This is a genomic window from Streptosporangium oxazolinicum, from assembly GCF_039537505.1.
GTDB classification, from domain to species: Bacteria; Actinomycetota; Actinomycetes; order Streptosporangiales; family Streptosporangiaceae; genus Streptosporangium; species Streptosporangium oxazolinicum.
Genome location: NZ_BAABAQ010000001.1, coordinates 82,143 through 104,437 on the forward strand (window position 1 = coordinate 82,143; position 22,295 = coordinate 104,437).

General features: G+C 66.7%; 14 protein-coding genes. 6 read left to right on the forward strand and 8 right to left on the reverse strand.

Features of this window, described 5'->3' with window-relative positions; translation table 11 throughout:
* The 3 genes from ABD817_RS00360 to ABD817_RS00370 all read right to left on the reverse strand — a co-directional run bounded on the left by ABD817_RS00360 (nt 1) and on the right by ABD817_RS00370 (nt 9,798).
* Nucleotides 1-8,058, reverse strand: a complete 8,058-nt coding sequence (locus ABD817_RS00360; protein ID WP_344913610.1) for an RHS repeat-associated core domain-containing protein — start codon at nt 8,056-8,058, stop codon at nt 1-3.
* 581 nt (nt 8,059-8,639) lie between these two features.
* Entirely contained in the window at nt 8,640-9,179 is a 540-nt protein-coding gene (locus ABD817_RS00365) for a S1 RNA-binding domain-containing protein (RefSeq protein ID WP_344913613.1), read from the reverse strand.
* 4 nt (nt 9,180-9,183) lie between these two features.
* A complete protein-coding gene (locus ABD817_RS00370; protein WP_344913616.1) occupies nt 9,184-9,798 on the reverse strand; it encodes a recombinase family protein in 615 nt (204 codons plus the stop codon).
* A gap of 179 nt (nt 9,799-9,977) precedes the next feature.
* On the opposite strand from ABD817_RS00370, the gene ABD817_RS00375 reads away from it, so the two are divergent.
* The 4 genes from ABD817_RS00375 (at nt 9,978) to ABD817_RS00390 (ending at nt 14,476) form a co-directional block, all read left to right on the forward strand.
* Complete coding sequence (locus ABD817_RS00375; RefSeq protein WP_344913619.1) at nt 9,978-11,507, forward strand: Mu transposase C-terminal domain-containing protein; 1,530 nt, start codon at nt 9,978-9,980, stop codon at nt 11,505-11,507.
* 7 nt (nt 11,508-11,514) lie between these two features.
* Nucleotides 11,515-12,351 carry an AAA family ATPase gene (locus ABD817_RS00380; RefSeq protein ID WP_344913621.1) on the forward strand — a complete coding sequence of 279 codons (837 nt, stop codon included), beginning with the start codon at nt 11,515-11,517 and terminating at the stop codon, nt 12,349-12,351.
* Nucleotides 12,352-12,434: 83 nt separating this feature from the next.
* On the forward strand, nt 12,435-13,241 hold the full coding sequence (locus ABD817_RS00385; protein ID WP_344913624.1) for a hypothetical protein: 807 nt from the start codon (nt 12,435-12,437) through the stop codon (nt 13,239-13,241).
* A gap of 161 nt (nt 13,242-13,402) precedes the next feature.
* Nucleotides 13,403-14,476: a tyrosine-type recombinase/integrase gene (locus tag ABD817_RS00390; RefSeq protein WP_344913625.1), complete on the forward strand. Its 1,074-nt coding sequence runs from the start codon at nt 13,403-13,405 to the stop codon at nt 14,474-14,476.
* Nucleotides 14,477-14,750: 274 nt separating this feature from the next.
* Here the strand turns inward: ABD817_RS00390 and ABD817_RS00395 are convergent, their stop codons facing one another.
* The 4 genes from ABD817_RS00395 to guaB form a co-directional block, all read right to left on the reverse strand.
* Nucleotides 14,751-15,842 carry an IS630 family transposase gene (locus ABD817_RS00395; RefSeq protein WP_344913602.1) on the reverse strand — a complete coding sequence of 364 codons (1,092 nt, stop codon included), beginning with the start codon at nt 15,840-15,842 and terminating at the stop codon, nt 14,751-14,753.
* 87 nt (nt 15,843-15,929) lie between these two features.
* Nucleotides 15,930-16,862: a hypothetical protein gene (locus ABD817_RS00400; RefSeq protein WP_344913628.1), complete on the reverse strand. Its 933-nt coding sequence runs from the start codon at nt 16,860-16,862 to the stop codon at nt 15,930-15,932.
* 203 nt (nt 16,863-17,065) lie between these two features.
* Nucleotides 17,066-18,184: a GuaB3 family IMP dehydrogenase-related protein gene (locus ABD817_RS00405; RefSeq protein ID WP_344913631.1), complete on the reverse strand. Its 1,119-nt coding sequence runs from the start codon at nt 18,182-18,184 to the stop codon at nt 17,066-17,068.
* Nucleotides 18,185-18,364: 180 nt separating this feature from the next.
* Nucleotides 18,365-19,846, reverse strand: a complete 1,482-nt coding sequence (gene guaB, locus ABD817_RS00410; RefSeq protein ID WP_344913633.1) for an IMP dehydrogenase — start codon at nt 19,844-19,846, stop codon at nt 18,365-18,367.
* A 530-nt stretch (nt 19,847-20,376) separates the two neighbouring features.
* Here guaB and ABD817_RS00415 point away from each other — a divergent pair.
* Together ABD817_RS00415 and ABD817_RS00420 are read left to right on the forward strand one after the other, a co-directional pair.
* The gene (locus ABD817_RS00415) at nt 20,377-21,387 is read left to right on the forward strand and encodes a helix-turn-helix transcriptional regulator (protein ID WP_344913635.1); all 1,011 of its coding nucleotides are present in this window, start codon (nt 20,377-20,379) and stop codon (nt 21,385-21,387) included.
* A 295-nt stretch (nt 21,388-21,682) separates the two neighbouring features.
* The gene (locus ABD817_RS00420; protein ID WP_344913637.1) at nt 21,683-22,060 is read left to right on the forward strand and encodes a DUF5319 family protein; all 378 of its coding nucleotides are present in this window, start codon (nt 21,683-21,685) and stop codon (nt 22,058-22,060) included.
* On the opposite strand, the gene ABD817_RS00425 is transcribed toward ABD817_RS00420, so the two are convergent.
* A complete protein-coding gene (locus tag ABD817_RS00425) occupies nt 22,021-22,224 on the reverse strand; it encodes an anti-sigma-D factor RsdA (protein ID WP_344913640.1) in 204 nt (67 codons plus the stop codon). The genes ABD817_RS00420 and ABD817_RS00425 overlap by 40 nt on opposite strands.
* Between the last annotated feature and the right edge of the window lie 71 nt (nt 22,225-22,295).

The window sequence follows — 22,295 nt, forward strand, 5'->3', positions numbered from 1 at the left end:
TTATCCCTTGAAGTTAGGGTTTGCGACCCACGATCCGTCAAGGAGTGTGCATCCTACGATATTGCACGGACTAACGGGTCCTGGAATCGCTATCTCTTTCTCGTGAGAGAAAGGATTGCCTGGAAATTCCTTGTTGACATCAACTCCGTCCTTGCCGCTGATAGTGTAAACATTTCCGCCTCGTCTAGCTGCGATCTTCTGTTCGGTGGTGGTGGAAATAAACCCAGAATCTTTAGACCAGCCCGAAGCGTGTTCCAGGACATCCATGTTGTTTCCGCGAGGCTCAAACCCATTAGTGAAAATCTCATCTGGGTCCCGAGTGTCACTGCGAAAAAGGTCATCACAGTCATCGTTGTGGACAAGGATGGCTTGTTCGTTTGCGAGGACATGGTAGGTGTGGATGTCATCGACGGTGAGGTTGTGGACGCGCCGGGTGGTGGTCCACTTCTTGATAGCGGCGATCTGAATGTACGTGCCAGCTGAGGTTTGCAGCCACATGCCGGGCTGAAGCTCGCCTGCGTCGGTCCACTCGCGCAGGGAGGGTATCCAGAAGGGGTGTTCGTCGGTCGCGGTGATCGGGGCGGTGGCGTCGCCTCTGTCGCCGTCGGTGTCCACGGTGATCTTGACGAAGTTCTTGGTGCCTTCGCCTGGGATTAGGACGGTGACAGCTCTGGCTTCGGTGCGGCCGGTTTCGGGATCGGTGGCGAGCACGTAGTCGCCGACCTCGACGTCTTCGATGGGTTTTTGGGTTCCGTCGCCCATCAGGACGAGGGTGCCGGCCACGAAGCTGTTGCGCTTGCATGCCTTGGCGGCTGTCTCCGCGCCCTTGGCGAGTTTGCTACCTACTTTAGCTGCCGTGGTGGCGATTTTTCCGCCGGGGATGAATCCGATCACCGTCATCGCGCAGCTGCCCAGGGAGGGGTTGGTCACGCAGTCGATGGCGTCCCCGACAAAGAAGTTGCACAGGAAATTACCTGAGCATCCGTCCGCAATGCTGGTCAGGAAGGTCGGGGGTTCTTCTGGACTGGTCGAGATCGTAGGCGAATCGGGCTGAGTGTCACTGACTGGTTTTACGGAGCTTGTTTCGCATGAGTGTTTGAAGCCGCCTTCGGCCACGTACGTTTTTCCAGCTCCGCAGATGCCTCCGCCGCCTCCGCCGCCTCCGCCTCCGCCTCCGCCTCCAATGATCTCAATGCCAACATGGCCTGGGTCGCTCGGGCACGGTCCTTGGGCGCATTGATAGGCAATCCACTCTTTTGGGGTTCGGTTCGAGCCAGGGCCCTTGTCGTGCGTAGCATTATTTTTATCGTTTTTGAATGCTTTGCTGTTCGGGTCCGGGTTCGGAGGGGTTTTGTTTCCCCCGCTGCAATTCTTAGTGCACTTTCCTGTGCCGGTTGGGTTGTTACTTCCGGGCCCCCCTCCGGTGCATTTTTGGACACACTGTCCGCCGCCGCCTCCGCTACCAGTGCAATTGCCTGTGCATTTTCCGCTTCCTCCACCGGAGCTACCGTTGCAGCCGCTTCCGGAACATCCGCTGCTGCTGCTACTACTGCTACCACCACTACTGCCTTTGCTATCGACGTTTTTGGGAGTAGTAGGCGGCCCCTGTGGAGCAGGCTGAGGCGGGGGCGGTGTGTTGTCGACTTTTACCGTTGTTGTCCCGTCACCTCCGTTATTAAACCAGCATCGAACATTAACCCAGCCGTACCATGCATCGCAGTCCCAGTGACCGCCAGGGTCAGTTCTCGTCATGGGATTCGCGCTTGCATACGTGTATCGGTTGAGGCGCATGGAGGACTGAGGGGGAAGGGTCCAGTCGTCGCGTGAGGTGAAGGTGCCGGTGCCGGGCTGGTACCAGCGAGCGTGCATGTTGACTTTGCCGGTATCAGGATCGGTGTATTCGCCCTGGTAGCCGAGAGTGCGCCGGGTGCCGGAGTGATGGATGACCTCGCCGAAGGGGTCGTAGGCGACCGAGTCGACCAGCGCGGTACCGGAGAAGGTGGCGACCACGTCATCGTGCAGGTCGGTCATGACGGCGAGGGCGGGGCCACTGCCTTCTTGCAGGCTGAGCAGGCCGCCGAAGGGGTCGCGGCCGTACTTGGCGAGGGCGGCGCCCGCTCCGTCGGTGACGGCGACGATGTCGTTGTCCAGCCCGGAGTAGGTGAAGCGCTGCTGATCGGTCCCCTTGGTGCGCGACATCATTCGGCCGAGCGCGTCGTAACCGTAGGTGGCCTCTCCGTCGGAGATCAGCCGGTCGAAGGCGTCGAAGGTGAGGTTGCGGGTGACGCCGTCCTTGGTTTCTGAGGCCACGGTACCGCGGGGGGTGTAGGTGTAGTCGGTGCCGCCACCGGAGATCAGCCGGTTACGCTCGTCATAGACGAAGGTCTTGTTCCCGGCTTTGGTGCGGTTACCGGAGTCATCCCATTCGTAGGCGGTGACGGCGCCGCCAGGGGCGGTCCAGGAAGTCAGCCGTCCGGCGTGGTCGTAGCCGTAGGTGTTGGTGCCGGCTCCGGCGGTGCCGGAGGTGGTTTTGGTGGTGAGGTTGTCGTCCTTGTCCCACCCGTAGACGATCTTCGACAGTTCGGTGCCGGAGCTGTTCTTCAGCGTGTGGGAGGTAGGCCGATCTACGGCGTCGTAGGTGTAGATCTGGGTGTTGACCGGACTGGCCGAGGTTTTGCTGGTGAGGCGGTCGGCGTTGTCGTAGCCATAGGTCCAGGTGCGCCCGGTTACCGGGTCAGCCGCTGTTTTCAGGCGGCTGGCATCGTCCCAGGTGTAGTTCGCGGTGCCGGTGGCATCCACGCGCTGGGTGGTGTTGCCCAGGGCGTCGTAGGTGTAGGCGGCGATCTGGTTGGTCGCCTTGGACGTCTTGGTCATCAGGCCACGGTCGTTGTAGTCCAGGGTGTAGTCGCCGATCGCGGTCAGACGCCCCACCTGGTCGTAGGTGATGTTTCGCTCAGGAGTGGCCACTGATCCGCCACTGCCGGTCTCCTTGACCACCTGTCCCAGGGGATCGAAGGTCCGGTCGATGCGTACCCCGCCGGGCTGCAGTGTGGAAACGGCGTTGCCTGCTGCGTCGTAGACGGTGGTCCAGGTCCGGTCGGCCGCATTAGGGTGGGCCGCGGTCGGCGGCTCGATGAGTGATTCGGGCAGGCCGAGGGTGTTGTAGCCGGTCCAGGTCGCGTTGCCGCGGCCGTCGGTGGTGCGGGTACGAGCGCCGACGGCGTCGTAGCCGAACGTCGAAGTGATCGACTTGCTGGCGGAGACCGGCTCGGTCAGCGCGGTCATCCGCCCCAGAGCGTCAAATTCCCTGCGGGTGATGTGCCCCTCGCCGGAGGTGCGGCTGGTCAGGTTGCCCGTCGAGTCGTAGCTGAACCCGAAGGTGCGCACGAGCGCTCCGGTGCTGGTCAGGTCCCTGGCGGCGATCTGGCGACCGGCCAGGTCGTATTCGGCTTCGGTGGCGTTGCCCAACGGGTCGGTCACCTTGGCGGTGCGGCCGAGAAAGTCGTATCCGACGGTGGAGGTCTTGGTGAGCGGGTCGGTGATGGCGGTGACCTGCCCGGCGGCGTTGACCGTGTAGCTGGTGGTCTTGTTACCCGGTCCCGGTGCGACGGTTTTGGTGAGGTTGCCCGCGGTGTCGTAGGTCAAAGTGGTGGTCAGGGCGACGGTGGTGGGCTTGCGCTCTATCTGGGTGGTGGTGATCCTGCGGCCAAGATCGTCGTAAGTGGCCTCCCGGCGCGCACCGGTGGGGTCGATGGCCGCGCGCGGCTCGCCCAGCAAGTTGTATTCCGACACCCATTGACCACCCGGCCCGGACGGGCCAGGATCGGTCACCCGGACTTGACGACCCAACGCGTCGTACTCGGCGGAGGTGACATGGCCTCGCTGGTTGGTGACGCTGATCACCTGGCCGGCCGCGTCATAGCCATAGCTGATCTTGGGAATCAGGGCGGTTCCGCCCGGCGGGGTGTAGGACGGCAGGGTGGTCGAGGCCAGACGGCCGACCTTGTCGAACGTCGAGGTGACCGTGCGGCCCTCCGCGTCGACAACCTGGGTGGTGAGCCCTGCACTGTTGTAGCCGTACTTCACCGTTGGGCGGCCATCGGCGACGGAACCAGCTTTGCTGATCTTCACCTGCGGGGATTTCGACTCCACGAGTTGTCCGGCGATGTCGTAGCGCAGCGTGGTGGTGAAGTCCGCAGGCGTGGCTCCGGCGGCGTTACCTCGCGGGTCAGTCGCCTCGACAGCCAGGCCGCGGTCGTCGTAGGTCCAGGTGGAGACCAGATCGTCCGCGCCGTTCTCCACGGTCTGCCTGGTCACCTGGTTCACGGCGTTGTAGGCATACAGGGTGGATTCGGTCCGGGTACTGCCCGCGCCGGTGAAAGCCTTTTTCGAGACGTTCCCGGCCGCATCGTACTCGTAAGCGATTTTGCGCCTAAGGGTGGCGGGGTCGAACGTGGTGGAGGTCACCTGGTTGGCGGCGTCGTAGACGTAGTCCTCGGTGACCTTACCGCCACCGGTCACCTGCCTGGTCAGGTTGCCAGCCGCGTCGTAGGTGTTGTCTTCCAGCACCACGTCGGTCGTAGCGGTGGAACCGTTCAGCCGGGCATCGTCGGCGGTGGCTTGGGATAGGCGGTTGTCGGTGAAGTATTTGTAGGTGGTCTTGCGGCCCATCGCGTCGGCCTCGCCCGCCAACCGGCCTGCCGGGTCATAGGAGTAGGACTCCAGCACCACGTCCTGCGGGGCCTGCGGAGCCACCGGACTACCCGTCCAGTTCTTGAGTGTCCGAGAGGCGAGCTCGCCACGCTTGGTGTAGACGTAGGTGTAAAGCGTCCCCCTCTCGTCGGTGAGACTGGCCTGGGCCCCCACCGTATTCCACGTCACGCGGGCCACGCCGCCCTCAGGCGCGGTGACCGTCTCCAGCCGGCCTCCGGAGTCGTAGGTGTAGGTGATCTTTCGCTCAGGGTCACCGCCGGTCAGGTCTGTGACCGTCTCGGTGAGCTTGTTGCCGTCCGGGTCATAGGTGTAGCTGGTCTTGGCAGTGTGGGTGACGTTGGTGACCTCGTTCTTCACCCCGGCGCCGGTATGGGTGATCAACCGGCCCAACCCGTCATAGGTGGAGGTGGTGACCACACCAGCGGGGTGAGCCTGCGAGACCTCTGTCCGTGAAACCACCCGGCCCAGCGCGTCATAGGCGAATTGGATCTTCAATCCCAAAGAACTGGTCTGCTCAACCTGATCACCAGTCGCGTTGTAGCGATACGTCGTCTCGCTGTTTCTGGCGTCCTTGACCGACTTCACCAGGCCTGCCGGGGTAGTACCGCCACCGACGGCGGGCTCGGTGCCATCGGTGTAGGTGGTGCTGGTCGAGCGGCCGTTCGGGAAGTCCGGGGTGGCTGGGGTGGTCTGCTTGGTCACCTCCCCTTGGGGGGTGTACTCCCACTTCGTGGCGTAGGTGGCGTCGAAGGAGTGGGCGGAGCGGGCGTCGCGGCTAGCGGTCACCTGGTCGTTGCGCGGGTCGAACTCATCGGCGCTGTTGCGGTAGAACTCCCGGTAAGTGCTCTGACAGTTGCCCGTCGCCCGGCAGGTTTTAACCTCGATCGGGTTGCCCTGCTCGTCGTTGACCTGCTCGGTGACGACGCCGTTAGGATCGGTGATCTTTGCTGTGAAGCCGCCGGTGTCGTACTCGTACTTAGTGACCTTCTCCAGTTGGTCCGTTCGGCTGACCGGGCGGTGGCCGCGCCAGGCGTCGTGGACGTATTTGAGGGTGTTGTTGTTGGGGTCGGTCACCGAGACCGTCATCAGCTCAGTGAAGTCGACCATGTCGAAGGAGTAAGCAGGTTCGCCGAGTTTCCAGGTGCCGCCGTGCTGGTCGACGTGAGTGGCGACCCGGTCGTTGGCCGGGTTGTAGGTGGTGGACATCCATTGGCGCCCCGAGGGCAGCGCGATCGCGTTCAGCTTGAACGGCGCTTCGGCGCGGGCGGCGTAGTGAGCGCTGACCTGGGCGGGACTGAGCACCTGGTCGTAGACGGCGACCTCGTCGATGGTCCCCTTGAAGCCGAATTCGGTGGGATTGGGGCGGCCTGCCGGGGAGCCGGGCAGTGATGAGTCGGCGGCGCCGCTGCCGATGACGGTGCTGCCCATCCAGCTCATCGACTCCACGCCCAGGTTGACCGAGCCGGCGGCGGCGCCGTCGACATACAGCTTTGTCACACCGGCACCGGCGGTGATCACCGCGTGGTGCCACTGGCCGTCGTTGACCACCTGCGGTGAGGTGACGGGGGTGGATGGGCCCTCCATCGTCGATTGCAGTTGCCCGCGCAGTTTGCCGTCGGTGCCCACATACAGGCCGGGAACCCCGTGCCAAGGCGAGCTGGGGTTCCAGCTGCCGCCCCCGGCCCAGAAGATGAAGCCCGAGTTGGTGGTCTTGAACCACGACTCCACCGACATGCTCTGGCCCAGCTTGGGAAACAGCCCCCACTGCTCGATTCCTGAGGAGGTGCCGCTGCCTTGGAAGTTGGCGGAGGCGTTCGTGGTCCCGCTCAGCGCGCCGGGCTTGCCGGTCTGCACCCCCGTAGGCAGGGGGTTGCAGCCGTTTTGGCCGCTCTCGTCGGGAAAACAGGTATAGCTCCATCCGGCGTCGTTGACGGTACGCACCTCGCCCATCCGCCAGTACCCCAGCGGGCGGTCATCGAGCACAACACCCCGATACCGCGATCCGGTGGTGTAGCCGTAGGAGGTGCAGTTAGGGGCCGCCACCGGGGCGCAGACCTGGCTCAGACGCTGTGCGTCGTAGATGTAGGTCCACGTCAGTGGCTGGCCGTTGACCGGGGCGGTGGACACGGCCGTGACGCGATCCCCGGTCCAGGTGAAGGCCAGGGAGCGTCCGCCGGTGGCGGTGACCGTGGTCAGCTTGCCACCTGCGTCATAAAGCAGCGTTTGTGCGCGGCCCCGGCTGTCGGTCAGCGTGGTCAAGCGCCCTTGAGCGTCGAAGAGGTAGGAGGTCGACGCGGAGTCCTTCAGCCGCCAGCCGCCACCGGAGACGGTGGCCAGCGTGGCGTTGATGCCCGGCGGAGGCTGAAAGGAGATGATCCCTCCGGCGGTGCGTTTGTGGGCGAAGCGGAGCACGCGGCCATCAGGGTAGGTCACCAGCAGCGACTGCGGCGTGCCGGCCTCCGGCTGGATTTTCGTGTCGAACCGGGTCGACCAGCCGGCCCCGAACATCCCGTCGGTGCGCGCGTCGAGGCTGTTGTAGGAGCGCACCACCGACAACGGCGGGCCCGCGGTGGGAATGGAGGCGTCGGTGAAGGTGGTGGTGTAGTTACCCGCGAGCTGGTGGAACTCCTGGCCGTTGGCGCCGCGGGTGGCGAGCTGGGAGCTCACCACGGGCTGACGCACCGCGGTCAGAAAGCTCAGATTCGACAGGGTGGCGGTCTCCTGGGTGGTGGTGTCGCGGATCGTCACCTCCCACACGTACGTCTTGCCCCACTTCAGCACGCCCGCCGGAACCTTCCACCCGGCCTCGGTGAAGTACCGCCACTCCGATAGCGTGCAGAGGCCGAGGTTGCCGTTCTCCAGCAACGGGCAGACCTTGTACCGGTACTCGTAATACGGCCCTCCCAATCCGGTGTTGTAGCCGTCGGCACGCAACTCCGGAGTGAGGGTGTCCACCAGGGACCGATCATCGGGGTAGTAGCTCGCGATCGTCATGCCCATCAACGACGCGCTGTCACGCGCCTGCGGCGACAACACCCCCGCACCCGGCTTACCCGGCGAGGAAAGGGTGAACTTCTTACCGGGCACAACGTCTTTGACATCAACCGACAACGACCCCGGAGGTCTTTTCCGGTCCTTGGCGGCGCCATCAGGGGCCACTTTCACCGTCGTCGCCGTGGCCGCCGAATCGACCAGCGACGGAAAACCCGCCGCGGAACCCGTCAACTGCTCAGGAGTGACCGGTTCGCCGTCAATGAGCACGACCGGCTGCACCGCAGCCGAAGCCGTAGCGGGGAGTGCCTGAAATAGCAGCAGGCCCGGCATCGCCGCGGCGATAACCGCCACTACTTGCCAGGCTCTGCGGCCGACTGGACGCGGTCGCGACAGACTGCGGCGCATACGCCGTCACCCTCCGAACAAGTCAGCGCGAGAGCCAACCGCCCCCGCGTTACCCCAGCCCGCCACCAGGCCCACAGCAGGGCCAGGTTCGACGGTTCGGAGCGCGCAACAAGCAAACGATCAGAAATTACCCATAGATCACTTAAGCGCGCAAGATCTACATAAGGAGCAAATAAAGGACACAAAGCTATGTTTGAGATGAAAGGATCATGTAAGCGTACACGAGCGACCCCCGTGGGTAACCAAACCGGAAAGTCTAAATTCAACGCAGAGGTGGTGTGCGGTGACGTTTCGCTCAAACAGTGAGGTCTCCGGCCTGCCCGAGCGAGACTATTCTCGGATCGCGTCCGACGGCGCTCATTTCGCGCAGGTCGCGGCATGTCCGGATGTGGACATGGGCGAGAACCTCTCGCGAGCCGGTACTCCCTGGATAAGTGACATTATCCAGGGAGTCTGAGTGTGATCTCCCCGGATAACCTCCGGGCGGCGTGTGACCTTCGGGGCTTGATGACCGGTAGTTTGCAGAACTATCTGGCAGGCTCGCGGTTGGTGGGATGCTCGCTGAGTGCAAGGGCGATCCGGCGTCGGGCGAGGTCGACTTCGATGATTTTCACGGCGAGGATGTCGCCTGTTTCTACGGTGCCGTCGGTCAGTTCGGAGGTGGGCAGGAGGCCCTCGAAGCCGTGGGCTGCGTCTTCGATGCGGACGAAGGCGCCAATGGGAGCGACCTTGGTGATGGGGCCGGTGACAGTCCGGCCGATCTGTTTTTGGAGATCAAGTAGTGGGTCTTCCTGGAGCGCTTTGAGAGAAAGAGATACGCGCCCGCGTTCGGTATCGATGTCGAGGATTTCGGCGGTGACCTCTTGGCCGACGGCGACAACGTCGCAGGGGTGATGGATGGGCCGCCAGGACAGTTCGGGGATGTTGATCATTGCGGTGAAGCCGCCGATGTCAACGAAGGTGACTCCGAAGCTGGCGATCTCGGTGACCGTTCCGGTGATGATCTGGCCTTGGTGCACTGTTCGGAGGAAGGCCGACTCGCGCTCGTTCAGGACCGGGTTCGGCATGTCATTACTCCTGGACCTTGGCGGGGGCGTCGGCGAGGTAGCGGTGCAGGGAGGTTTTGGGGATGCCGGTCTTGGCCGCGACTTGGCCCAGGGTGTTGCCTTGGGCTTTGAGCAGGCGGGCGTAGTCGATTTTGTCGGCTGGGTGGGCGACGGGGCGGCCGATGTGGCGGCCGGCGGTTTCGGCGACGGCGCGGGCGTGGGCGGCGCGCTCGGCGGTGAAGGTGCGTTCCATCTCGGCGAACAACGCGAGCAGCAGGAAGGCGATGCGACTCATGCCTTCGTCGGTGGTGTTGATGGGCAGCGGGTCGGCCAGGGAGCGTACGCCGATGCCGCGCTCGGACAGCTCGTGCACCAGGTTGAGAACTTCGCGTAGGTTGCGCCCTAGCCGGTCCAAGGTGTGGACCACGATGGTGTCGCCCGCTCGGGTGTAGGCGAGCAGGGCGGCCAGGCCCTCGCGGTCGATGCTGGTGCCGGTCTTCTTGTCGGTGTAGATCCGCTCGGCGGGGATGCCGGTCGCGTTCAGGGCGTCGAGTTGGCGCTCCAGGCTCTGTTTGGTGGTCGAGACGCGGGCGTAGCCGAGTTCGAGGCCGCGCGAGGGGTGATCGGAAGCCGATGCCATCGGCCAACCATACCGGAGGTCATCTCCGTACTACTGTTGTGGAACAGTTGTTGTGGAACGATTTCCGGAACGCTCCGAGGCTGGTTTTCGAAGCTTGGCGGCCGACACGGGCGGGGTGTTCCACTTCCAAGGTTGTGGAACAGCAAGCAGGCGATCATCGGGGCGGCGATTCTGACGGTATGACCTCACTCGCGGCGAACCAACCGGAAGATCCACCCCAGCCGCTCACCACGCCGCCTGCGCTGACTGAACTGACCGAGCCCCAGCGACAGTCGGCGATGGACCGCTTGATGATCCTTCGGCCTCATCTCGATGACGCCGTCCCGATCGTCCGCTTGGCCGAGACGGCGGGCATCCCGGAACGAACGCTGCGGCGATGGCTGAGCGCCTACCGCCGCGACGGCCTAACCGGTCTGGCCCGGCAACCGCGTGCTGACAAAGGCCGACGCCGGATACCGGATGAGCTCGTCCTGCTGATCGAAGGCCTCGCCCTGCGGCGGCCGCGGCCGAGCATCGCGACCGTACACCGCCACAGTGCCGAGGTCGCCGCCCAGCGCGGCTGGCCCATCCCCTCCTACGCCACCGTGTACGACATCACCCACCGCCTCGATCCCGCCCTGTCGGTACTCGCCCACGAAGGGACCGCCCGCTACCGGGAATTGTTCGACCTGATCCACCGCCGCCAAGCCGAGCGGCCCAACCAGATCTGGCAGGCCGACCACACCCAGCTGGACCTGTGGGTGATCACCCCTTCCGGAAAACCGGGGCGGCCCTGGCTGACGGTGATCGAGGACGACTACTCGCGAGCGGTCGCCGGCTACGCCGTCAATCTCAGCGCACCCTCAGCACTGACGACCGCGCTGGCCTTCCGCCAAGCGATCTGGCGAAAGGCCGAGCCCGACTGGCACGTGTGCGGCATCCCCGAGGCCTTCCACGTTGACCACGGATCCGATTTCACCTCGGTGCATCTGGAGCAGGTGATGGCCGACCTGCGGACCCGCCCTTTCTTCTCCCTGCCGGGGCAGCCGCGCGGCCGCGGGAAAGTCGAGCGCCTCTTTCGCACCGTCAACCAGCAGTGCTTGGCGCACCTGCCCGGATACGCCCCGCGCGGCACGCCCGACCGTGCCGGGCGGGCGCAACTGAGCCTGGCCGAGCTGGAGGAAGCCATCGGCCGCTTCGTCCGAGAGGTCTACAACCTCACCCCGCACAGCGAAACCGGCGCCCCACCGCAGCAACGCTGGGAATCAGGTTCCTTCCTGCCCCGTCTGCCCGGCTCCCTGGAGCAGCTGGACCTCCTGCTGCTCACCGTCGCCAAGCCGCGCACGATCCACCCCGATGGGATCCACTTTCAATCCCTGCGCTACCTGGACCCGCTGCTGGCCGCCTACGTCGGCGAGCGCGTCATCATCCGCTACGACCCCCGCGACATGGCCGAGGTCCGGGTTTTTCACCGCGAGCAGTTCCTGTGCCAGGCCATCTGCCCCGAGCTCGCCAGCCGCACGATCAGCCTGAAGGACATCACCGCGGCACGCAACGCCCGGCGTCGTGATCTGCGTTCTCAGCTTCGTGAGCGGGCCAGCGTGGTCGATCGCCTGATCGACGTTCATCGCCCATCTCCATCCGACCTGCCCCTACCTGAGGCACCCGCCGCCGACCCGGCGCCACCGGTTCCCGCGCGGCCGCGGCTCAAGCGATATCGAGAGGAATGACCACGACATGGACACCGCCCCGCCCCCCGAACAGAAACCTTCGCCAGATAATGAGCGGCCGTTCCTTGTAACCAAGGAGCACCGGCGATTCACCGAGTTCGCCGAGGCCTGCCGCCGCGAGCGCTACATCGGCCTGTGCTACGGACCTCCCGGCGTCGGCAAGACCCTGTCGGCCCGTCACTACGCGAGATGGGACCTCATCGAGCGCTACCTACCGCAGCGTTTCTGCGACGATTCGCCCCTTCCGCCGCAGGCGCTGGCCGTACGCACCGCGATGTACACCGCACCAGTCGTCGCCTCCCTGCGTCAGATCAGCTCCGAACTGCGCGGCATCAGCTCCCAGCTCAGCTCGGCGATCGAAGGCCACCTGTTCCCCGACCGATACACCAGCACCTACACACCCCACGCCTACACCGACCTGGTGATCGTGGATGAAGCCGACCGGCTCAAGACCACCGCGCTGGAGGTCGTCCGCGACCACTACGACCGAGCTGAGCTGGGATTGATCCTCATCGGCATGCCCGGCATCGAAAAGCGCCTGGCCCGCTACCCGCAGCTGTACAGCCGGATCGGCTTCGTCCACGAATACCGGCCGCTATCGCCCGACGAGCTCACCTTCGTCCTGCACCACCACTGGAACCGGATCGGACTTCCCCTATCGGTCGGCGACTTCACCGATACCGAAGCCCTGGCTGCGGTCTACCGGATCACCGTCGGCAACTTCCGCCTCGTACACCGCCTATTCGCGCAGATCACCCGCATCCTAGAGATCAACGACCTGCGTACCATCACCAAGGAAGTCGTCGAAACCGCCCGCGAATCGCTGGTCATCGGCACGCTTTAGCGCAACAGCGGCCAACCTCAGCGCGATGCCCACCGTCGAACAAAGCAGCCACGTCAGGCGAGCAAGAAAGAGGTGCCAGCGCTGTGAGCCGGCAACGTCCCGAGGAACAATTCGCCTTCGAGGTGGTACGCCACGTGCTGAACGCCAGGGTGGAGCACTTCGACACCGGCGGACGGCAGCGCGTCGTCGACGCGATGGTCCACTACCCGGACGGGCGGACCGCGGCACTGGAGGTCTCCTCTATCGGGTCACGCGACGAGGCGATCACCGGCTATCTGAACAGCAGAGGAAGCCGCCGAGCCATCTCCGGCCTGACACGCGTCTGGTACGTGCAGGTCCCACTGCAATTCCACCCCTCCGACCTGCGCCTGATCGACAAGATACTGCCACGCTGCGAGGCCCTGGGCGTCACCGAACTAGATCATGCAGCAGCACAGGATGCTGACGCCGCAGCACTGTTCCACAAAGGCGTGCGGGCCTTCGTCATCCCACCCCTGGCCGGGGCGACGCAGATGTCTGAGGCCCGAGCGTATGTCTGCGTCCGCGGCGTCGGTGGTTTCCTGAAAGAGGGCATCGAACCGCTGGTCGAGGAACTGTCGGCGGTCCTGAACACCCCGACGATGCAATCTAAGATCGACAAGCTCGCCGCGACAGGCCTTGAGGAGCGGCATCTTCTCCTCCACGTGCGTCCATCAGCATTCAGCTTCCCCGTCTACGACGGATTGTCTTTCGGTAGACCGCTCCCCAGCAGGTCCCCGCGACTACCCGACGGGCTAAGCCAGGTATGGCTGCTTAGTGGATGGAAAGCCGGCGGCGTAGTACGGGCCATCGCCAACGACAGATGGCATCGAGACCATCCATTCGACCCGCCCAGCCACGCCACCACCTGAAACGCCAGAAGATCACTAAGCAGCACAACGTCACCAGGCTGACGGCAGAACATGCCATTTACCAGCGAAGATCCTCTGCCAATGATCACTGAAAGTCACAGGGCGGCGGGACGGCTAACGCCGGAAAAACTCCCCGGATAATAAGGAGAGGGGTCCGGCGAGTGACCGCGAGCGCCGACAGCAAGATCAACAACGGTGGCGACGGCGAGACCGGCAACCAGGTTGACGATCACAATGGCGAGCGAGACGGCAGCCGAGTCGACAACCGCGTTGCCGATCAGGGTGGCTCCGGGGCGGGCAACGTGGTGCTGCTCCGGCCGGGCCGTGAGCCGGGGTCGGTGGCGGCCGCCGCGGAGATGGCGTTGGCCGCGTTCGGCACGCATCTCGATCGGTGCGCGCTCGCGAAGAACACCGTGACCGCCTACCGGCGCCAGGCGTTGGCCTACCGGGAGTGGTTGCTCGCTCAGGCGGCCGAGCACGCGGACGCGTTCGTCGACCTGGTCGGCGCCGAAGCCGCCGTCACCGCCTGGCGCCGCCACCTGCTGGCCGCGGGGGCGTCGCCAGCGACGGTGAACCAAGCGCTGGCCGCCGTCACGCTGCTGTATGAACACGGACCCGCACTGCGGCTGGCGGTCAAGCGCGCCCGGGTGCCCAAGCCCGGGGCTCCGGAGGCGTTGTCACGGGCGCAGGAAAACGCGGTCCGCCGCGCCGCCGACCGGCGCGGACCCCGCGACACAGCCCTCATTGCCCTGCTGCTCGGCGCCGGAGCCCGCGCCGAGGAATGCCAGCGCCTACGCGTCGGAGACGTTCCCATCACCGCGCGCAGCGGCACCGCCCGCCTGCACGGCAAGGGAGATGAGGTCCGCACCGTCCCGCTGCCCGTCCCGGCCCGCGAACGGCTGACCGCATGGCTGCAGGTGCGGGCCGAGCTGTTGGCCGCGCGGCCCGCCCTGGCGGAGACGGTCGAGGACGGGCTGTGGGTCGGCCAGCGCGGACGGCTGTCGGTCGATGGCGTCACCGACGTGGTCCGCGCGGTCGGCAAGGACGCCGGCTTGCCGGGTCTGCGCCCGCACCGGTTGCGGCATACCTACGCCACCCGGCTACGCGAAGCCGACGCCGACCACGCCCAGATCCAAGCCCTCCTCGGCCACACCTCCATCGAAACCACCGCCCGCTACTTCCGCGCCTCCCCCACCGAAGTCGCCGAACTGATCGACCGCGCCCCCGACTACTGATGGGTTACGCCGTAGATGCGAGAAGCAACAGGCAGAGCGTATTACCAGCATGGCGCGGGACTATCCCCGCGCTTGCGGGGAGCACGCCACCGGCAACGCCGACGACCCCAACACCGAGGGACCATCCCCGCGCGTGTGGGGAGCACACGCTTCATCTCAGTCAGCCACTCACGGTGCAGGGACCATCCCCGCAGGCACGGGGAACACTTCGAGTTGAAGGTGTTGTCCTTCCCGCCGAAGGGGCCATCCCCGCGGGCGCGGGGAGCACTCAACACTAGTGTCCTGCGCCAGAAATTCGTCGGCAATATCGGGCTAAGGATTCGAGGATCTCCTCGGCGGTCTTCTTCCAGACGAACGGGCGCGGGTTGTCGTTCCAGTCGTCGATCCAGGCGCGGATGTCGGCCTCCAGGGCTTGCACGCTTTTGTGCGCTCCGCGCCGGATCATCTGGTCGGTCAAGAAGCCGAACCAGCGCTCGACCTGGTTGATCCAGGAGGAGCCGGTCGGGGTGAAATGCATGTGGAAGCGGGAATGACGGGCCAGCCACGCTTTGATCGCCGGGGTCTTGTGCGTGCCGTAGTTGTCGCAGACCAGATGAACGTCCAAGTCCGCGGGGACGCTCTTGTCGATCGTGATCAGGAATTTCTTGAACTCGGCGGCGCGATGCTGGCGGTGCAGTTCACCGATGACGGTGCCGTCGGCGACATTGAAGGCGGCGAACAGGCTGGTGATCCCGTTGCGGACGTAGTCATGGGTGCGCCGCTCGGGCATGCCCGGCATCATCGCCAGCACCGGCTGTGAGCGGTCCAAGGCCTGGATCTGGGACTTCTCATCCACGCACAACACCACGGCCCGCTCGGGCGGGTTGTGATACAGCCCCACGACGTCGACGACCTTCTCCACGAACAGCGGATCACTCGACAGCTTGAAGGTGCCGGCCTGGTGGGGCTTGAGGCCGAAGTCACGCCAGATCCGCCCGATCGTGGACTTCGACAGTCCGCTTCGGGTGGCCATCGAGGTCCTCGACCAGTGGGTGGCGTTCTTCGGCACCTGCTCCAAGGTCGTCACCACCACCTGCTCGACCTGATCCAGGGTGATCGAGGGCGGGCGGCCGGGGCGTTGTTCGTCCATCAGCCCCTCCAGTCGCAGCCGGACGAACCGCCGCCGCCATTCGGACACCGTGTCACGGTGAATCCGCAAGGCGGCGGCGATCTCGATGTTGTCCAGACCGTCCGCGCACGCCAGCACGATCTTCGACCGCATCGCCAGGACTTGTGAGGACTCCGCACGCCGGGCCCAGCGTTCTAATGTGGCACGTTCATCAGCGGAAAGTGTCACCGGAGTCTTGGGCCGTCCCGTCCGCGCCATGCAGCCCATTCTAGACTTAGCCGACGAACTTTAGACGCAGGACACTAGGGCCGGAGGGATAGGGCCGGAAGGCCGGGCGCGGACGGGTCAGGGCCAGTCCCAGCGGATGCCGACCAGGCCGGGTTCCAGCGACCCGGCCACCAGGTGCACGGCGTTGTGGGCGTTGAGGGAGAGCTCACCGAGGTCCCGCTCCCCGGCGCCGGAGCCGTGGCGGGCGAACCGCCGGACGCGCACCGGGAGGGCCTCCGGGGCGAAGTTCACCCGGAGCACGTACTGCCCGGCCGGATACCGGAAGCCCCGCTCGTACTCGACGGTCTCCACCCCGCTCGGGTCGGCCAGCTCGTAGCGGATGATCTGCGTCTCGCCGATCCCCAGCACCCGGTCGAACAGCAGTTCCGCCACGACCAGGGCGGTCGGCCCGTCGCGGCGGACCCGGCCGACCCGGCAGTCTTCCAGGGCCCGTACACGCACGCGCTCCACGTCGCATCCCAGATCACCCCGGTAGACCATGATGTAGCGGTCGGTGGTCTCCTCCTGCGCCTGCACCACCTGGAGCGTCTCGCGCCGCACAGTGCTGCGGTCCGGACCGATCCTCAGCGTCTCGTACATCCCGGCGATGTGCAGGCGCCGGTCGTCGGCCACCCCGTTCAGGTCGTGGATCATCGCCGACAGCGTGTGGGAGGACTCCATGATCGCGGAGTAGGGCAGGGCGCCCACCGGCAGCTCCCTCGCGTCCCGCCCGCGCGGCCGGGGCGGGCCGAGAAGGGCCATGAGAGAGCGCGGCGGCAGGACGAGGATCTCCTCCAGGGCACGCACCGCGCGCAGCGACTCGGGGCGCTCGGGACGGCGCAGGCCCTGCTGCCAGTAGCTCAGGCTCGTCAGCCCGACCCGGAGACCGCGTTCCCCGAGATGCTGGCGGAGCCCGCTCAGGGTCATCCCACGAGCCTCCACCGCGGCGCGCAGCGCGGCGTGGAAGGGACCTTCCTTGAGGGCGACCCGGAGTTCTTGATCATTTGGCACGTATGAATGCTCACAGATTTCGTCCCGCACGTCATTTGGAAATCTCACCGGCGCGGGAGACGGCGAACACCCGGCCCGCCCGGCCGGGTGTTCGCGCACGAGACCTCGACCGGCCGGGCCGCGAGATCCGTCCGGCCTCGCAACAGCCCGCCCTCGCGCGACAGGGCCGGATCACGTGAGATCCGGCCCTGCCCCGCGAGGTGTCAGCCGATCTGCGGGGCGACGACGACCTCGACCCGCTGGAACTCCTTGAGGTCGGAGTATCCGGCGGTGGCCATCGTGCGCTTGAGGGCGCCCATCAGGTTCATCGAGCCGTCGGCCACCGAGGAGGGGCCGTGCAGGATCTGCTCCAGCGTGCCGACCGTGCCGAACTCGACCCGCTTGCCCCTGGGCAGCTCGTGGTGCTGGGCCTCGGACCCCCAGTGGAAGCCCTTGCCGGGAGCCTCGACGGCCCTCGCCAGCGGCGAGCCGACCATGACCGCGTCCGCGCCCACCGCGATCGCCTTGGCGATGTCGCCGGAGGTGCCCATGCCGCCGTCGGCGATGACGTGGACGTACCGGCCACCGGACTCGTCCATGTAGTCGCGGCGGGCGGCGGCCACGTCGGAGATCGCGGTGGCCATCGGCACCACCACGCCCAGCACCGTGCGGGTGGTGTGCGAGGCGCCGCCGCCGAAGCCGACGAGCACCCCGGCCGCGCCGGTCCGCATCAGGTGCAGCGCCGCGGTGTAGGTGGCGCACCCCCCGACGACCACGGGGACGTCGAGCTCGTAGATGAACTGCTTGAGGTTGAGCGGCTCGGCCCTGCCGGAGACGTGCTCGGCGGAGACCGTGGTGCCGCGGATCACGAAGATGTCCACGCCCGCGTCGATGACGGCCTTGTGGTACTGGACCGTGCGCTGCGGGGACAGCCGGACGGCCGTCGCCACCCCGGCGGCGCGGATCTCCTCGATGCGGCGGCCGATCAGCTCCTCCTTGATCGGCGCGTTGTAGATCTCCTGCAGCCGCCTCGTGGCGGGCTCGCCCTTGAGCTCGGCCACCTCCTCCAGCAGCGGCATCGGGTCGTCGTACCGGGTCCAGAGCCCTTCGAGGTCGAGCACGGCGAGACCGCCGAGCCTGCCGACCTCGATGGCGGTCTTCGGCGAGACCACGCTGTCCATCGGGCTCACCACGACGGGCAGCTCGAAGCGGTAGGCGTCGATCTGCCAGGCGATCGAGACCTCCTCCGGGTCGCGGGTGCGCCGGGACGGAACGATGCCGATCTCGTCGAGCGCGTAGGCACGACGGCCGTTCTTGCCGCGGCCGATCTCCACCTGAGTCATATGTCTGTCTTTCCCGTTCCGTGCGTGCACAGCGCACGCCGCGTTCCATGCGTGCGCAGCGCACGCCCGTTCCGTGCGTGCGCCATGCACGCCGCGTTCCATGCGGTACGGCCGGGCGCGCGGCGTCTCGTGCGTGCGGGGCGCACACCACGTTCTTCCGCGGGCGCGGCGCGCGCCGCCCTAGCGACCGTGGTAGTTGGGAGCCTCGACCGTCATCTGGATGTCGTGCGGGTGGCTCTCCTTGAGGCCCGCCGCCGTGATCGGCATCAGCTCGCACCGCACGTGCATGTCGGTGACCGTACGGCACCCGGCGTACCACATGCCCTGGCGCAGGCCACCGATGAGCTGGTGGGCCACCGCGGCGACCGGGCCTCGGTAGGGGACCTGTCCCTCGATGCCCTCGGGGATGAACTTGTCCTCGTTGCCGACGTCACCCTGGGCGTAGCGGTCCTTGCTGAAGGAGGCGCCGCCGCGCTCGCGGTTGCGGACCGCGCCGAGCGAGCCCATCCCCCGGTACGACTTGAACTGCTTGCCGTTGATGAAGATCAGCTCCCCCGGGGACTCCTCGCAGCCCGCCAGGAGGGAGCCGAGCATGACCGTGTCGGCCCCGGCCGCGATGGCCTTGACGATGTCGCCCGAATACTGCAGGCCGCCGTCGCCGATCACCGGCACCCCGGCGGGACCGGCGGCCAGGGACGCCTCGTGGATCGCCGTCACCTGCGGGGCGCCGACACCGGCGACCACGCGGGTGGTGCAGATGGAGCCGGGCCCGACCCCGACCTTGACGGCGTCGACCCCGGCGTCGACCAGCATCTGGGCGCCCGCGCGGGTGGCGATGTTACCGCCGATCACGTCGACCCGGCTGTTGGACTTGATCTTCGCGATCATGTCGGCGAGGCCCTTGGAGTGGCCGTGCGCGACGTCCACCACGATCACGTCGACCCCGGCCTCGATCAGCGCGATCGCCCGCTTCTCCGCGTCGCCCCCGACACCGACGGCCGCCCCCACGACGAGCCGGCCGTCGGCGTCCTTGGTGGCGAGGGGATACTGCTCGCTCTTGGTGAAGTCCTTGACGGTGATGAGCCCGCGCAACCGCCCCCCGGCGTCGACCAGCGGGAGCTTCTCGATCTTGTTCTGCTTGAGCAGCGCGAACGCGTCGTCGGTGGAGACCCCGACCGGCGCGGTGACCAGCGGCATCGGGGTCATGACCTCGCGGACCGGACGGTTCTCATCGGTCTCGAAGCGCATGTCGCGGTTGGTGACGATGCCGACGAGCACGCCGGTCTCGTCGGTCACCGGAACGCCGGAGATCCGGTACGTCGCGCAGAGGCGCTCGACGTCGGCCAGCGTCTCGTCCGGGGAGCAGGTGACCGGGTTGGTGACCATCCCGGCCTCGGAGCGCTTGACGAGGTCGGCCTGCTGGGCCTGGTCCTCGATCGACAGGTTGCGGTGCAGGACGCCGATGCCGCCCTGGCGTGCCATCGCGACCGCCATGCGGGCCTCGGTCACGGTGTCCATCGCCGCCGAGACCAGCGGGATGCGCAGGGTGATGCCCCGAGACAGCCGCGTGGTGGTGTCGGCCTGCCCCGGCTGCAGGTCCGAATACGCGGGAACGAGGAGCACGTCGTCGAACGTGAGCCCCGGCTCGGTGAACTTGGCCATCTGCAACCCTCCTGCCGCGGCGCTCTCATGACGGGGAAAGGCGCCGACCCCCGGATCACAGTTTAGAGTCTGGCGCCAAACCCGGTGGACCCGGGGGAAAGGCGAGGCAGGAAGGTCGCGGGGAGAGGGCCGAGGGAAACGGGGAGAGGGCCGAGGGAAGAGGCGGGTCCCGGGGGGCCCGGGGGAAAGACGGGCCCCCGAGGACCCGGGGGAATAGCGAGGGACCGAGCGGTCGGTGACCCGCTCGGCCCCTCGGATCACCGGCGTCGGCGCGGAGACGCCCTGACACCAACCGAACCCCCCTCCGCATCCGGATGGTGGTGTGATCCGCGCCTTGTGCCGACGCTGCGTCAAGGGTGCGTCACGATGCGTTCGCCTCGCAATGTCCAAACGTGCAATTGCACGAAGCTGCACACGACGGCGGGCGAGCGGAGGCCGAGCGGGAACCGAGTAGAAGCAACGCCCGGACAGGGATGATTCGCCGGGTTATCCTCGCCAGACCTCGTGTCACTTGCAGGAGTCCCTCACCGATGCGCACCGACACCCCCGCACTGCCCGATCCGCTGGAGACCCTGGGGCTCACCCCGGACCAGACGGCCCTCTACAACGCGGTCCTGCGCCTGCACCGCGCCACCTGCGCCGAACTCGCCCAGGCCACCAACGGCTCGCCCGATCTGCTCGGCCGCGAGCTGGCCACCCTGGTACGTCTAGGGGTGGTCGACGAGCAGGCGGGTGAGTACCTCGCCCGCCACCCGGCCGCGGCCCTCGGCCATCTGATCGCGGAAAGGCTGGACCGGCTGGCCGCCGAGAGCCGCAGGATCGACACCGTGCTCGGCTCGATCCGCGGCTTCATCCACCAGTACGACGCCGGGCGCGACTACCAGAGCGGCCAGTTCTCCGTGGACCTGGTCGGAGGGGCCGAAGAGCTCTACGAGAGCGTGATCGGCATGGCGGTCCAGGCCCCGCCGCTGAAGCTGCTGTCGGGCATTCCCGACAGGCGGACGATGAGCGACTTCGCGCACCGCTACGCCGACCAGTGGATCGGGGCCCAGCGCGCCGGTCTGCTCTCCTGCCGGGTCGCCATCCCGGTCCACACCCTGGAGATCCCCGGTCTGCGCGACAAGCTGGACCAGTTCGAGGAGGCCGGGGCCGAGGTGCGCACCCTCGACACGCTGCCGAGCTGGTTCCTCGTCGCGGGGGACGACGCCGCGGGCATGCCCGCCCAGTGGGGCGGCGCGCTGGCCGAGAACGCCTACAACTTCCACCTGGTCAGGGCTCCCGTCGTGGTGGCCGCGCTGCGCTCGCTCTTCGAGGAGCTGTGGGCCCGCGCGGCCCGCCTGCCCTGGACCTACCGCGACGACGGGGTGGTCCGGGTGCTGCGGCTCGCCGGCCAGGGCGTCCCCGACGAGATGATCGCCCGGCAGCTGGGCGTCTCGGTCCGTACGGTGCGCGCCAGGTTCGCCGACGCGATGGCCGAGCTGGGGGCGCAGTCGCGGTTCCAGGCGGGGGTGGAGGCCAGCCGGCGCGGCTGGCTCGTCTAGGGTCTCCCGCTTCACGGGGTCTCCGGCCTGGGGCCGAGCGGTGGTTCGGAAGCAGGAGGCGGAGATCTCCCGCCCCTACGAAGCCTCCGGCCTGGGGCCGAGCGGTGGTTCGGAAGCGGAAAGCGGAGATCTCCCGCCCCACGGGGCCTCCGGCCTGGGGCCGAGCGGTGGTTCGGAAGCGGGAAGCGGAGATCTCCCGCCCCCGTAGGGCCTTCGACCTGCCTGGCCCGCCCTGTAGCGTCCTACTTGTACAGTTCGCAACCTGTCTGTCACATCCAGGCCATAAGGTGGGAGCGTGCTCGACGATGTCCCTCGCGACCCGTTCGCGGATGACCCCGACGACCCGGCGGCGGCGCTGGGCGGTCCCGACGATCCCGAGCCGCTGACGACCGACGAGCGTGACGAGGCGATGACCGACCTCGCCGACGTGGAGGTCTTCCGCTCATTGCTTGAGCCCCAGGGCGTGCTCGGCCTGGTGCTCGACTGCCCCGAATGCGGGGAGCAGCACTACTTCGACTGGGAGCTGCTGCGCGGCAACCTGCGCCAGATGATCGAGAACGGTAAGCCCCAGGTGCACGAGCCCGCCTACCAGCCCAACCCCACCGACTACGTGAGCTGGGAATACGCCCGTGGTTACGTGGACGGCGTGATCGACACCGAGGAACACCGCTGATCCACGTCGTCGATCAGGGCCGCCAGCAGGGCGACCGCGGCGTCTGAGGTGGAGACGGGCGTCCTGCCCGAGAGCGCCTCCACGAGCTCGTCGGTCTCGGCTACCGACGGGTCCTCGTCCGGCCCGTATCTCCGAGCCGGACGTCGCGGGTGAACCGTTGTCATGATCGTTCTCGCTCCGGGTCGTCGCGAGCCCCGCCCCGCGGTTCGGGCTTCCGCTCGCGCCCCCTGCTCGA

Bases quoted from the DNA above. Each gene is read 5' to 3' on its own strand.
- ABD817_RS00365 (WP_344913613.1), bottom strand. From the start codon at position 9,179: ATGCCGAACCCGGTCCTGAACGAGCGCGAGTCGGCCTTCCTCCGAACA.
- ABD817_RS00370 (WP_344913616.1), bottom strand. From the start codon at position 9,798: ATGGCATCGGCTTCCGATCACCCCTCGCGCGGCCTCGAACTCGGCTAC.
- ABD817_RS00375 (WP_344913619.1), top strand. From the start codon at position 9,978: ATGACCTCACTCGCGGCGAACCAACCGGAAGATCCACCCCAGCCGCTC.
- ABD817_RS00380 (WP_344913621.1), top strand. From the start codon at position 11,515: ATGGACACCGCCCCGCCCCCCGAACAGAAACCTTCGCCAGATAATGAG.
- ABD817_RS00395 (WP_344913602.1), bottom strand. From the start codon at position 15,842: ATGGCGCGGACGGGACGGCCCAAGACTCCGGTGACACTTTCCGCTGAT.
- ABD817_RS00405 (WP_344913631.1), bottom strand. From the start codon at position 18,184: ATGACTCAGGTGGAGATCGGCCGCGGCAAGAACGGCCGTCGTGCCTAC.
- guaB (WP_344913633.1), bottom strand. From the start codon at position 19,846: ATGGCCAAGTTCACCGAGCCGGGGCTCACGTTCGACGACGTGCTCCTC.
- ABD817_RS00415 (WP_344913635.1), top strand. From the start codon at position 20,377: ATGCGCACCGACACCCCCGCACTGCCCGATCCGCTGGAGACCCTGGGG.
- ABD817_RS00425 (WP_344913640.1), bottom strand. From the start codon at position 22,224: ATGACAACGGTTCACCCGCGACGTCCGGCTCGGAGATACGGGCCGGAC.